Source organism: Denitromonas ohlonensis (assembly GCF_007625205.1).
In the GTDB taxonomy this organism is placed as follows: domain Bacteria; phylum Pseudomonadota; class Gammaproteobacteria; order Burkholderiales; family Rhodocyclaceae; genus Nitrogeniibacter; species Nitrogeniibacter ohlonensis.
Window position 1 is genome coordinate 25,525 of record NZ_VMNI01000009.1, and the last position, 12,529, is coordinate 38,053.

The following is a 12,529-nucleotide window of genomic DNA, read 5'->3' on the forward strand; positions in this document are numbered from 1 at the left end:
GCCATGACCAATCGACGCCATTTCCTCGCCGCCGTCGGCGCTGCCGCCCTGGCCGGATGCGCTCAGATCGGCAAGTCCGCCCGCAGCGCCCATGTGGTGGTGGTCGGTGGCGGCTTCGGCGGTGCCACCGCGGCCAAATATCTGCGGCTGTGGAGCGACGCCAATGTCAGGGTCACGCTGATCGAGCGCAATGCCCGGTTTGTCTCCTGCCCGATGTCGAACCTCGTCATCGGTGGCATGCAGACCATGGCGCAGATCACTCACGATTACACCGGCCTGCGCGATCATCACGGCGTGCGCGTGGTCCAGGATACCGTCACTGCCATCGACCCGGCCGCGCGCGAACTGCGTCTGGCCAGCGGTGAGCGCCTGCACTACGACCGTCTGCTGCTCTCGCCCGGCATCGATTTCATGCCCGAGCGCATCGACGGCCTGGCCGGACACGAAGACGAGATCCCCCACGCCTGGAAGGCCGGCCCGCAAACCACCATTTTGCAGCGCCAACTCGCCGCCATGCCCGACGGTGGCGTGTTTGCCATTCACATTCCCAAGGCGCCCTTCCGCTGCCCGCCCGGACCCTACGAGCGCGCCAGCCTGGTGGCCGACTACTGCCGTCGCCACAAGCCGCGCGCCAAGGTGCTGGTGCTCGACGCCAACGCCGACATCCAGTCCAAGAAAGGGCTGTTTCTGGCGGCCTGGGGCGACCGATACCGGGGCATGATCGAATACCGGCCAAACAACCAGCTGCTCGGCGTCGACGCCCGCACACGCACCGCGAAGCTGGAGTTCGACGACGTCAAAGCCGATGTGCTCAACGTGATCCCGCCGCAGCGCGCGGGCAAGGTCGTCGAGCTCATCGGCAGCCGGCTGGTCAATGATCGCTGGGTGTCGGTGGACTGGCTGAGCACCGAGGTGCGCGATGTGCCCAATGTGCACGTCATCGGTGACGCAACCCTGTCGGCGCCGCGCATGCCCAAGTCCGGCACCATGGCCAACCAGCAGGCCAAGGTCGCGGCGGCGGCCATCTTGCATCTGCTCGCCGATCTGCCGCCCAACCCCGCGCCGGTGGTGATGAACACCTGCTACAGCTACGTCGGTGGCGACAGCGCCATGCATGTGGCCTCGGTGCATCGCTTCGACACGGCGGAACACACTTTTCTACCGGTCGAAGGTGCCGGTGGTCTGTCCGCCGTCGCCAGCCCCGCCGAAGCCACGGCCGCGCAGGCCTGGGCGCACAACATCTGGGCCGATATGCTGCGTTAGGGGATTTGGGCGGACGCCGCTGGACGCACGGCTTCGTCCGCCGCCGGCGCAAGCCAGCCCAACTCCATCACCCACGGCTCCGCGCGCGTGTAGCCGAGTGCCTCGCGAATATAGGCGACGGTGTTCGCGGGCAAGGCGGCGGGCGAATACCAGCCCAGCGCGTCGCATTTGTCGGGCTCGGCCCGGCGTGGCTCGCCCTGCCAGCGGCGAGCGCGCAAAAAGAAATCGATGCGATTGGTGTCCGAGAGTCGGTGCACCACGCCAACCAGATCCAGATCGGCCACCGTCAGACATACATCCAGCTCTTCGGCCATCTCGCGGATCGCGGCCATGCGAATCGACTCGCCCGCTTCCACATGCCCACCCGGCAAGCTGAACAAGCCATCGAAAAAGCCCGTGTTGGCCCGACGCATCAGCAGCACCGCGCCGGCTTGCGGCAGGATTACATGCACCCCGGTGGGGATGCCCGCCACCGCGACAGTCATTTCGAGCCGGTACTGCCGAAGCCGCCCGCGCCGCGCGTCGACGCCTCGAACTGGTCCACCACATTGAAGGTCGCCTGCACCACCGGCACCACCACCAGCTGCGCGATCCGCTCCATCGGTTCGATCTTGAACGCGACCTTGCCGCGGTTCCAGACCGACACGAAGATCTGCCCCTGGTAGTCCGAATCGATCAGCCCGACGAGGTTGCCCAGCACGATGCCATGTTTATGGCCCAGCCCCGAGCGCGGCAGAATCATCGCGGCCAGCCCCGGATCATCCAGATGAATCGCCATGCCGGTGGGTACCAGCACGGTATCGCCCGGCAACAGGTTCAAGGGTGCGTCGAGACAGGCGCGCAGATCCAGCCCGGCCGCCCCCGGCGTAGCGTAGGCCGGCGGATGGGTCTTGAGGCGCTCATCGAGCAGGATGACGTCGATCGGGTGCATGGTCCTTCCTTGAATGTCAGCGTGCCGACAGCAGGTCAGCCAGATGCTTGACGATGCTGCGGGCGAGATTATCCTTGGCGGCGCGCGGCACCGGGTGGCGGCCCGCCTCGTCGTAAATCACCACCTGGTTGTCGTCCTGACCGAGCCCGTCCTGCACCAGATTGCCCACCACCATCGGCAGCCGCTTGTTGCGTCGCTTACCCTCGGCGTAGGTGTCCAGATCACGGCTCTCGGCGGCAAAGCCGACGCAAAACGGCGGGTTAGGCCGCGCGGCCACCTCGGCCAAGATATCGGGATTCGGCGTCAGCGCGATACTCATCGCATCGCCGGACTTCTTGATCTTGTGCTCCGCTGGCGTCGCCGGCCGGTAATCTGCCACCGCCGCCACACCAATGAACACGTCGGCATCATCAATCGCCGCCGTCACCGCCTCACGCATCGCCAGCGCAGACTGCACGCTGATCCGCGTCACACCATAAGGCACCGGCAAGGCGACCGGCCCACTCACCAGCACCACCTCGGCGCCCGCCTGGGCACAGGCGCGCGCCAGCGCGTAGCCCATCTTGCCCGAGCTGCTATTGGTGATACCGCGCACCGGGTCGATGGCTTCGAAGGTCGGGCCCGCGGTCAGCACCACTTTACGCCCCGTCAGTCGCTTGGCTTCGAAATGGCTGATCACCGCTTCACACAAAACCTCAGGCTCGAGCATGCGGCCCAGACCGGTTTCACCGCAGGCCTGTTCGCCCTCGTCCGGCCCCAGCACCACCACACCGTCGTCGAACAACTGCCTGGCGTTGCGCTGCGTGGCCGGGTGTTGCCACATCTGACGGTTCATCGCCGGCGCCACCATCAGGTCGCAATCCCGCGCCAGGCACAGCGTGGTCAGCAAGTCGTCGCAGCGCCCCTGCGCCAGTCGGGCCATGAAGTCCGCCGTCGCCGGCGCCACGATGATGCCGTCGGCGTCGCGGGTCAGATCAATATGCGCCATGTTGTTGCCCATGCGCGGATCCCACAGATCCGTCCACACCGGATGCCCGCTGAGCGCCTGAAAGGTCACCGGCGTCACGAAATGCGCCCCGCCTTCACTGAGCACCACGTGCACGCTGGCCCCCGCCTTGACCATCAAGCGCGTCAATTCCGCCGCCTTGTAGGCCGCCACGCCCCCGGTCACGCCGAGAATAATTTTCCTGCCCTTCAGTTCGATCATGACATTCACATATACTGAGCGCTGATTTCAGCCTGATCAAGGATTGTACTGCATGGCCATCACCGATTGGCCCGCCGGCGAGCGCCCGCGGGAAAAGCTCATCGAGCGCGGCCCGGCGGCCCTGTCGGACGCTGAACTCCTGGCCATTTTCTTGCGCGTTGGCGTGCGGGGTAAAAGCGCAGTCGACCTAGCACGCGACCTGATCGCCCACTTCGGCACCCTCTCCGGGCTGTGCCACGCCACGCGTGACGCCTTCGCGGCCTTCCCCGGCATGGGTCTGGCCAAATACGCTCAACTTCAGGCCATCATGGAGATCGCCCGCCGCGCGCTGGCCGAAGACATCGGCGAAGGCGACATCCTGGGCGCCCCCGAGGCCGTCAAACGCTGGCTGCGCCTCCATCTCGGCGCCCTACCCCATGAAGTTTTCATGGTTTTACTGCTCGACGCGCAGAACCGGCTCATCCTTTCCGAGACACTTTTCCGCGGCACACTCACACAAACAAGCGTGTATCCGCGAGAAGTCGTAAAATTCGCGCTGACGCACAATGCCGCGGCGGTGATCCTGGCCCACAACCACCCCTCCGGCAATGCCATGCCCAGTGCCGCAGACCAGTCGCTGACACGCGACTTGCGCAGCGCACTGGCTTTGATCGACGTCCGTGTGCTCGATCATTTTGTCGTCACACAAGCACAGATCACGTCGTTTGCTGAAAGCGGACTGCTGTAGTTTTCTCTTTTTGAAAACAAGTCCTTGAATTCTCAGCCCTGAGTGTTGTACACTCGGCGGCTTTTCGAAAACCGATTTCCCTGGAGCACAACCATGGCTCGCGTTTGCCAAGTGACCGGTAAGGCACCGATGGTGGGTAACAATGTTTCCCACGCCCAAAACAAGTCTAAGCGTCGTTTTCTGCCGAACTTGCAGTACCGCAAGTTCTGGAGCGAAGCTGAAAACCGCTGGATTCGCATGCGCGTTTCGAGCGCCGGCCTGCGCACTATCGACAAGAAAGGCGTCGATGTGGTCGTGGCCGATCTGCGCGCCGCTGGCGCAAAAATCTAACCCCCTTCACTAGACGGAGACTGACATGGCCAAAGGCGGTCGCGAAAAAATCAAGCTCGAGTCCAGTGCTGGCACGGGACACTTTTACACCACCAACAAGAACAAGCGCACGATGCCCGAAAAGCTGGAATTGAAGAAATTCGATCCGGTGGTTCGCAAGCACGTGATGTACAAGGAAACCAAGCTGAAGTAATTATTTCAGCTGCCGGGTTCGCCCAGCCGGTTTCGATCGAAGGCCCGCTCATAGCGGGCCTTTGCTTTTGCCACCCCGCCTTTGCCGCTCAACGAGCATTGCACAAAAAAGAGCGGAAACGGGCGTAGCGGTCGGGCAAAACGCAGGGAGCGGGCGAAAAAAAAGCTGCCCGAAGGCAGCTTTTTCTAACGCATTCTGCCTAAGCAGAATTAGCCACGCTGGATGTTCGAGGCTTGTTTGCCCTTCGGACCCTGCGTCACTTCGAAAGTGACTTTGTCACCTTCTTTGAGCGATTTGAAACCGTTCATGTTGATGGCGGAGAAGTGCGCGAACAGATCTTCGCTGCCGTCATCAGGAGTAATAAAACCAAAACCTTTGGCGTCGTTGAACCACTTAACAGTACCAGTTGCCATGTTGCCTATTTCCTCGCGATTACATCAATGATACGCCCGAGAATCGAGCCGATCCCTCTGGTCAATCGAAGGGTCGGTGTTCTGAAACCGCCAATCGACGCGAAAGGTACGCCTCAGCTTTTACCGGCATAGGCTTTTGCCGTCAAGAACTTCCTGCGGACATTTTTTGCGCAACACGGCAATATCAACTCAACGCCACACCATAAAGCACAAAAAACACGCATTACTATCTGTTTTATAACAATAAAGTCGTACAGCGCAGCAAATTTGCACCGCAGCAAAAAAAATGCGTTATTTTTGCCACAGAACATACATCACGGCCCGGCATCACGCCGGCTTGCCATCCCCCAACGCTCCATTAGAATGGCTCTCATGGCAGTCAAGAAACAAGACGATTCTTTGCTAGAGGCGGAAAAGACGCGAGTCGGTCCGCCACGCATGTACAAAGTGCTTTTGCTGAACGACGACTTCACGCCCATGGATTTTGTCGTCAGTGTGCTGCAACGTTTTTTTGCGCTAGACCGCGAACGCGCGACTCGTGTCATGCTCCAAGTACATACGGAGGGGCGTGGCGTGTGCGGAACGTTTCCGAAAGACATCGCTGCAACCAAGGTTGAGCAAGTCATCGCTCATGCCCGGCAACACCAACATCCGTTGGCCTGTGTGATGGAGGAGAACTGAGAATGATTGCGCAAGAACTGGAAGTCAGCCTTCACATGGCCTTCGTCGAGGCGCGCCAGAAACGGCACGAATTCATTACCGTGGAGCATCTGCTCCTCGCCTTGCTCGACAACCCATCAGCCGCTGAGGTGCTCCGGGCCTGCTCGGCCAACATCGAGACCCTGCGGCGCGAACTCACCGATTTCATCAGTGAGCACACGCCCACCGTGGAGGGCGACGAGGACATCGACACCCAGCCAACCCTGGGTTTTCAACGCGTCATCCAGCGCGCCATCCTGCACGTCCAGTCATCGGGCAAGAAGGAGGTCACTGGCGCGAATGTGCTCGTGGCCATCTTCGGCGAGAAGGAATCGCATGCGGTGTATTTCCTGCAACGCCAGGAGGTATCGCGACTGGACGTGGTGAACTTCATCTCGCACGGCATCGCCAAGGGCGGCCACGGCAATGCGCCCGAGGCACCCAAGGGCCATGATGCAGAGCCAGAATCGCCCGAGGGCGAAAGCGCCCAGCCTGGCGGCGCGCTCGAGAGCTTTACCCAGAACCTCAACCAGCAAGCGCTGATGGGCAAGATCGACCCCTTGATCGGTCGCGACAAGGAAGTCGAGCGCGTCATCCAGACACTCTGCCGCCGCCGCAAGAACAATCCGCTGCTGGTCGGTGAGGCCGGCGTCGGCAAAACGGCCATCGCCGAGGGCTTGGCACGTCGCGTGGTCGAGGGACGGATTCCGGACGTGCTGATCGACGCCCAGGTTTACGCACTCGACATGGGCGCCCTGCTCGCTGGCACCAAGTATCGCGGCGACTTCGAGCAACGCTTGAAGGCCGTTCTCAAGCAGCTGCTCGAAAACGAGCACTCGATTCTGTTCATCGACGAGATCCACACCTTGATCGGTGCCGGCGCGGCCTCGGGCGGCACGCTCGACGCGTCGAACCTGCTCAAGCCGGCGCTCTCCAGCGGCCAGCTCAAGTGCATCGGCGCGACCACCTACAGCGAGTTCCGCCAGATTTTCGAGAAGGACCATGCGCTGTCGCGGCGCTTCCAGAAGATCGATGTGCCCGAGCCGTCGATTGCCGAAACCGTCGAGATTCTCAAAGGGCTCAAGAGCCGCTTTGAAGAGCATCACAAAGTGCGCTACTCGGCAGCCGCGCTGGCCTCGGCGGCCGAGCTGTCGGCCAAGTACATCAACGACCGCCATTTGCCCGACAAAGCCATCGACGTGATCGACGAGGCCGGCGCCGCGCAACGCATCCTGCCCAAGTCCAAGCAGCGCAAGACCATCGGCAAGGGCGAAGTTGAAGAGATCGTGGCGAAGATCGCCCGCATCCCGCCGCGCACCGTGTCCAACGACGACAAGGCCGCGCTCAAGACACTCGACCGCGACCTGAAGAACGTCGTCTTCGGACAGGATCCGGCGATCGACGCATTGGCAAAAGCCATCAAGATGTCACGCTCGGGGCTTGGCAGCCCGGGCCGGCCGATCGGCAGCTTCCTGTTCAGCGGCCCGACCGGCGTCGGCAAGACCGAAGTGGCGCGCCAGCTGGCCTACACGCTGGGCATCGAGCTCGAACGCTTCGACATGTCCGAGTACATGGAGCGCCATGCGGTCAGCCGGCTCATCGGTGCGCCCCCGGGCTATGTCGGCTTCGATCAGGGCGGCTTGCTCACCGAAGCCATCACCAAGAAGCCGCACTGCGTGTTGTTGCTCGACGAGATCGAAAAGGCGCATCCGGACATCTTCAATATCCTGCTGCAGGTGATGGACCACGGCACGCTCACCGACAACAATGGCCGCCAGACCGACTTCCGCAACGTGATCATCATCATGACCACCAACGCGGGCGCCGAGGCGATGCAAAAGACCGTCATGGGCTTCGCCGCCAAACGAGAGTCGGGCGACGAGATGGCAGACATCAAGCGCATGTTCTCGCCGGAGTTCCGCAATCGCCTGGATGCATCCATCTCGTTCCGGGCGCTGGACAACACCGTCATCCTGCGGGTGGTCGACAAGTTCCTCACCCAGCTCGAAGCGCAACTGCACGAGAAAAAAGTCGAAGCCACATTCACCGACAAGCTGCGCACCTGGCTGGCGGCCGAGGGCTTCGATCCGCTGATGGGCGCACGGCCCATGGCGCGTCTGATCCAGGACACCATCCGCTCGGCCCTGGCCGACGAGTTGCTGTTTGGCCGACTGGCCAATGGCGGCCGGGTGACCATTGATCTGGACGACGAAGAAAAAGTGGTGCTGTCACTGGATGAAGCCCTGGCCCCAACCCACTGAACTCCGTGTCACACGGTATCGGGCGGCTCGCTGAGCCGCCCTTTTTTTGCCCGCGATTGCTACACTGCCGGCCACTTCACTCGCCGAGGAGATGTCACCATGAGTTTTCAAAATGCCGATTTGTGCGACCAGTTCGACGCCGAAGTCCGTGTCGTCGCGCCGATGTTCCACAGCTTTGGCGGCAAGCCCGCATTTTCAGGCCCGATCACCACACTCAAGGTTTTCGAGGACAACAGTCTGGTTCGCACTGCGCTCGAAGGCGCCGGCAACGGGCGCGTACTGGTCATCGATGGCGGCGGCTCGATGCGCTGCGCGATGGTCGGTGACCAGCTCGCCGTGCTGGCGGTCAACAACGGCTGGGCAGGGATCGTGGTCTATGGCTGCATTCGCGACGCCAAAGCGATTTCAAACATGCCGGTCGGGGTGTTTGCGCTGGGCACGCATCCGCGCAAGAGCGTCAAAAAAGGCGCAGGCGATGCGGACATCCCGGTGACCTTCGGTGGCGTCACCTTTACGCCCGGCGAAATGCTGTATGCCGACGAAGACGGCGTGATCGTAGCGAGCCGCGCACTGATTTAAACCACGGCAGTGGCGGCAGCGCCAGGTGCGCCAGCACCAAAATTTTTTTCATAAAGCTGAAACGCTTTCCGCAATATGAGATATAGGCGGCAAGTCATTGATAAATAAGCAAAATGTTTTTCTTATATCTTATATAAGACATATTGCTGCTGTGCAAAAAGACGCCTATAATTTTCTCACTGCCGGATGCGCTGTATTGTTGAGATCAAAGCCGATACAGCGCGCTGCGAGATAGCAAGCTCAATGACAGGCTCCCTCCCTGTTTTCATCGCAACACAAGGAAACCATCATGTCCCAATCCCGTGAACAGCAAATCGCCGCCCTGAAAAAAGACTGGGCAGAAAACCCCCGCTGGAAGAGCGTCAAGCGCGGTTACAGCGCAGAAGACGTCGTGCGTCTGCGCGGCAGCCTGCAGCCCGAGTACACGCTGGCTCAGCGTGGTGCCGAGAAGCTGTGGGACAAGGTCAACGGCGGCGCCAAGAAAGGTTACGTCAATGCCTTCGGCGCCATCACCGCCGGCCAGGCAATGCAGCAGGCCAAAGCCGGCCTCGAAGCCGTGTATCTGTCTGGCTGGCAAGTCGCCGCCGACGGCAACACCTCTGAAACCATGTACCCGGACCAGTCGCTGTACGCCTACGACTCCGTGCCGACCATGGTGCGTCGTATCAACAACACCTTCAAGCGCGCTGACGAAATCCAGTGGTCGCGTGACATCAACCCGGGTGACAAGGACTTCGTCGACTACTTCCTGCCGATCGTCGCCGACGCAGAAGCCGGTTTCGGTGGTGTGCTGAACGCCTTCGAACTGATGAAGAACATGATCGCCGCCGGTGCCGCCGGTGTTCACTTCGAAGACCAGCTGGCTGCCGTGAAGAAGTGCGGCCACATGGGTGGCAAGGTGCTCGTGCCGACCCGCGAAGCCGTCGAGAAGCTGACCGCTGCCCGTTTCGCTGCCGACGTGATGAACGTGCCGACCCTGATCCTGGCCCGTACCGATGCCGAAGCCGCCAACCTGATCACCAGCGACTACGACGCCAACGACAAGCCCTTCCTCACCGGTGAGCGCACCCAGGAAGGCTTCTACCGCGTCAAGAACGGTCTCGAGCAGGCCATCAGCCGTGGCGTCGCCTACGCCCCGTACGCCGACCTCGTGTGGTGCGAAACCGGCACGCCGGATCTGGGCTTTGCCCGCGAATTCGCGCAAGCCGTGCATGCCGCTTGCCCGGGCAAGCTGCTGTCCTACAACTGCTCGCCCTCCTTCAACTGGAAGAAGAACCTGGACGACGCGACCATCGCCAAGTTCCAGGACGAGCTGGCCGCCATGGGCTATAAGTACCAGTTCATCACCCTGGCCGGTATCCACATCAACTGGTACAACACCTTCCAGTTTGCCCACGCCTACGCACAGGGCGAAGGCATGAAGCACTACACCGAGATGGTGCAGGAGCAGGAATTTGCCGCGCGCGACAAGGGTTACACCTTCGTGTCGCACCAGCAGGAAGTCGGTGCCGGCTACTTCGACGATGTCACCACCGTGATCCAGGGTGGCTCGTCCAGCGTCAAGGCGCTGACCGGCTCGACCGAAGAAGAGCAGTTCCACTAAGCTGTTGGTGTCTGCACTGATCCGAAAGGCTCAGTGCATCACGCAAAAGGGGCCGTTCGCGAATGCGAACAGCCCCTTTTGTATTGCAACACCCTGCCGTGTCAGCCGCCGCAGGCCAAGTCGGACGCTGTCTCGACGCGATTTCGCCCCGCGGTCTTGGCCGAGTACAAGGCCTGATCAGCCGCCATCATCAGAGCATTGGCGGCCAGTTTCGAGGGATCTGCGCTCGCGGTGCCCAAGCTCACCGTCACATGCTCCGCCACCGATGACCCCACATGCGGAATGTCCAGCGCCGAAATCGCGGTGCGAATCCGCTCGGCCACCACCCGCGCGCCGGCCGCATTGGTGCCGGGCAGCACCACCACGAACTCTTCTCCGCCATAGCGCGCGGCCAGATCGCCGGTCCGCGCCGCCACACCGGCGAGCACCGAACCCACGCTGCGCAGACAGGCATCGCCCTGCGGGTGCCCATAAGTGTCGTTGTAGGCTTTGAAGTGATCGACATCCATCATGATGATGGACAGCATCTGCCCACCCCGCTGGCAACGCCGCCACTCGGCCGCCAGCCGCTCGTCAAAGGCGCGACGATTGGCCAGACCAGTCAGGGAATCTTTCGAGGCCAGCTGCTCGAGCTGAATCTGTGCCTCTTTCTGCACGGTCATGTCACGCAGCGTCTCGACGACGGCCACCAGGTGGCCCGCTTCGTCATAGATCGGGCCGGCATCCACCGCCAGGTAAAGCCGGGTTCCGGCACGAGGCATGCGGCACCAGTTCTCGACATGAAAACCAAGCTGACTGCTGGAGTCGGCGTCATAGGCCGCGTAGAAGCCCTCGATTTCGGCTGTGCGCCCCTGCGCGATCAGGTCAGCCAGGCAGGGCCGGGGGTCGTCGTAGAAGGCAAACCCATGGTCCTGCGTCCCGAGCACCTCGCTCGCCGGCACCCCCGTCAGTCGTTCACAGGCGCGGTTCCAGATTGACACCTTTCCCTCCGCATCGAGCACAAAGGTTGGCACCACCAGATGCTGCATCAAGGCAATCGCAAAGCTCTGGTCGGCGACCGCCGAATCCAGCGGGTCCGGCCGAGGTGTGCGCTGCGTCATCATCGTATTGTCTCCAGAGCTGATTTATATTTTGCGTTCTTATCGGCATTCGGCAACAAACATTGAGCGTGGCGCCCCGCCACGCCTGAGCGCTGTCTTGGGCTACCATGCGCATGAACGCCGCTTGCGGAGGGTCTGCATGACACAGATGGCTGCACTGCTGTGCGCACTTGCCCTGGTGTGCTGCACCGGCGTGGCCGCCGGTCACGAGGACGTGGTCTACGATGGGTACGATCTGACGCCGCGCGACCAAGGCGTCGATATCGGCGTCCAACCCCTGGGCTATCCGACCGGACTGGTGGGTGCCGCCATGGGGCGAGATCGCATTCTGCGTCGCGCGCTCAATCCCCTGGGCCATGACCTGCACACCTTTGCGTTCCGGCGCGGACCCGACATCGTCGAACGCCTGGGCGGCCAGCGCCTGGAGGCCGGACTCGTCGGCGACATGCCGACCATCGCCGCCATTGCCGGGGGCGACACGCTGGTTGCCGGCGTCGTCAAGCTCTCGAGTTCATCCATCGTGTCGCGAGAAGCGGGGTTGGTGGAAAGCCTGCGCGGCCGGCGCATTGCCTACGCCGAGGGCTCCAGCGCGCATCACACCTTGCTCGAAGGCCTCTCCAGCGCCGGGCTGAGCGAGGCGGACGTTACCCTCGTGCCGATGGACGTCAACGACATGCCCGCCGCACTGCACTCGGGTGCGGTCTCGGCCTTTGCTGCCTGGGAGCCGGCGCCCAGCATCGCGCTATCACAACAAGCTAACCACCGGATCGTGTTCCGCGGGCGCAGCACCGATTACCTGCTGCTCTCGCGCGCATTTGACGCCGCCCACCCGCAAGCCGCGCGTGAGCTGATCGCGGCACTGGTGCGCGCGATCCGCTGGATGCAGCTCAGTCGCACCAACATCGAAACCGCGGCCCGATGGGCCATGGCCGACAGCGCAAAGCTGACCGGACGCCCCACCCCTGCATCGGTTGCGCAAGCGGTCGACATTACACGGGCAGAACTGCTGGACGTGCCCGCGATCCCGATGATCCCCGCCTCGGCGCGCGGTATGCACGGACTGGGCGGAAAGCTCACCTTGCTGCAGCGGCTCGGCAAAGTGCCCAACACCATCAACAGCGACCAGATCGAGCGCGCGTTTTCCTACGCCGGTCTCCACGACGTGCTGACCGATCCGGCCAAATACCGCTTAAACAATTTCGATTACGACCGTTAACCGCACT

The 12,529-nt window shown here is 62.1% G+C and carries 14 protein-coding genes; 9 read left to right on the forward strand and 5 right to left on the reverse strand.

The window, feature by feature from the left end:
• The first annotated feature begins 3 nt into the window (after positions 1-3).
• The gene (locus tag FHP89_RS10795) at positions 4-1,263 is read left to right on the forward strand and encodes an NAD(P)/FAD-dependent oxidoreductase (protein WP_144179822.1); all 1,260 of its coding nucleotides are present in this window, start codon (positions 4-6) and stop codon (positions 1,261-1,263) included.
• Here the strand turns inward: FHP89_RS10795 and FHP89_RS10800 are convergent.
• Genes FHP89_RS10800 through coaBC form a run of 3 tightly spaced genes read right to left on the reverse strand, consistent with a single transcriptional unit; the run spans position 1,260 to position 3,401 of the window.
• A complete protein-coding gene (locus FHP89_RS10800; protein ID WP_144179824.1) occupies positions 1,260-1,748 on the reverse strand; it encodes an NUDIX hydrolase in 489 nt (162 codons plus the stop codon). The two genes, FHP89_RS10795 and FHP89_RS10800, sit on opposite strands and share 4 nt — an antisense overlap.
• On the reverse strand, positions 1,745-2,194 hold the full coding sequence (gene dut, locus FHP89_RS10805; RefSeq protein ID WP_144179826.1) for a dUTP diphosphatase: 450 nt from the start codon (positions 2,192-2,194) through the stop codon (positions 1,745-1,747). The genes FHP89_RS10800 and dut overlap by 4 nt, the downstream gene beginning before the upstream one ends.
• A gap of 16 nt (positions 2,195-2,210) precedes the next feature.
• Positions 2,211-3,401, reverse strand: a complete 1,191-nt coding sequence (gene coaBC / locus FHP89_RS10810) for a bifunctional phosphopantothenoylcysteine decarboxylase/phosphopantothenate--cysteine ligase CoaBC (protein ID WP_144179828.1) — start codon at positions 3,399-3,401, stop codon at positions 2,211-2,213.
• Positions 3,402-3,453: 52 nt separating this feature from the next.
• Here coaBC and radC point away from each other — a divergent pair, with 52 nt between their 5' ends.
• The 3 genes from radC (at position 3,454) to rpmG (ending at position 4,651) form a co-directional block, all read left to right on the forward strand.
• Positions 3,454-4,128: a RadC family protein gene (gene radC, locus FHP89_RS10815; RefSeq protein ID WP_144179830.1), complete on the forward strand. Its 675-nt coding sequence runs from the start codon at positions 3,454-3,456 to the stop codon at positions 4,126-4,128.
• Positions 4,129-4,221: 93 nt separating this feature from the next.
• On the forward strand, positions 4,222-4,458 hold the full coding sequence (gene rpmB, locus FHP89_RS10820) for a 50S ribosomal protein L28 (protein WP_144179832.1): 237 nt from the start codon (positions 4,222-4,224) through the stop codon (positions 4,456-4,458).
• 25 nt (positions 4,459-4,483) lie between these two features.
• Positions 4,484-4,651 (forward strand): 50S ribosomal protein L33, encoded by a 168-nt coding sequence (rpmG, locus tag FHP89_RS10825; RefSeq protein ID WP_144179834.1) that lies wholly within the window; start codon positions 4,484-4,486, stop codon positions 4,649-4,651.
• A gap of 209 nt (positions 4,652-4,860) precedes the next feature.
• On the opposite strand, the gene FHP89_RS10830 is transcribed toward rpmG, so the two are convergent.
• The gene (locus FHP89_RS10830) at positions 4,861-5,064 is read right to left on the reverse strand and encodes a cold-shock protein (protein ID WP_144179836.1); all 204 of its coding nucleotides are present in this window, start codon (positions 5,062-5,064) and stop codon (positions 4,861-4,863) included.
• Positions 5,065-5,436: 372 nt separating this feature from the next.
• Between FHP89_RS10830 and clpS the strand changes: the two genes are divergently transcribed.
• The 4 genes from clpS (at position 5,437) to aceA (ending at position 10,206) form a co-directional block, all read left to right on the forward strand.
• On the forward strand, positions 5,437-5,745 hold the full coding sequence (gene clpS, locus FHP89_RS10835; protein ID WP_144179838.1) for an ATP-dependent Clp protease adapter ClpS: 309 nt from the start codon (positions 5,437-5,439) through the stop codon (positions 5,743-5,745).
• A gap of 2 nt (positions 5,746-5,747) precedes the next feature.
• A complete protein-coding gene (gene clpA / locus FHP89_RS10840) occupies positions 5,748-8,024 on the forward strand; it encodes an ATP-dependent Clp protease ATP-binding subunit ClpA (RefSeq protein WP_144179840.1) in 2,277 nt (758 codons plus the stop codon).
• Positions 8,025-8,123: 99 nt separating this feature from the next.
• On the forward strand, positions 8,124-8,603 hold the full coding sequence (rraA, locus tag FHP89_RS10845) for a ribonuclease E activity regulator RraA (RefSeq protein WP_144179842.1): 480 nt from the start codon (positions 8,124-8,126) through the stop codon (positions 8,601-8,603).
• Positions 8,604-8,892: 289 nt separating this feature from the next.
• The gene (gene aceA / locus FHP89_RS10850; protein ID WP_144179844.1) at positions 8,893-10,206 is read left to right on the forward strand and encodes an isocitrate lyase; all 1,314 of its coding nucleotides are present in this window, start codon (positions 8,893-8,895) and stop codon (positions 10,204-10,206) included.
• A gap of 101 nt (positions 10,207-10,307) precedes the next feature.
• On the opposite strand, the gene FHP89_RS10855 is transcribed toward aceA, so the two are convergent.
• A complete protein-coding gene (locus tag FHP89_RS10855; protein ID WP_260851559.1) occupies positions 10,308-11,309 on the reverse strand; it encodes a sensor domain-containing diguanylate cyclase in 1,002 nt (333 codons plus the stop codon).
• Between the two features lie 136 nt (positions 11,310-11,445).
• On the opposite strand from FHP89_RS10855, the gene FHP89_RS10860 reads away from it, so the two are divergent.
• Positions 11,446-12,522, forward strand: coding sequence for an ABC transporter substrate-binding protein (locus tag FHP89_RS10860; RefSeq protein ID WP_144179846.1), 1,077 nt, complete (start codon positions 11,446-11,448; stop codon positions 12,520-12,522).
• The last annotated feature ends 7 nt before the right edge of the window (positions 12,523-12,529 follow it).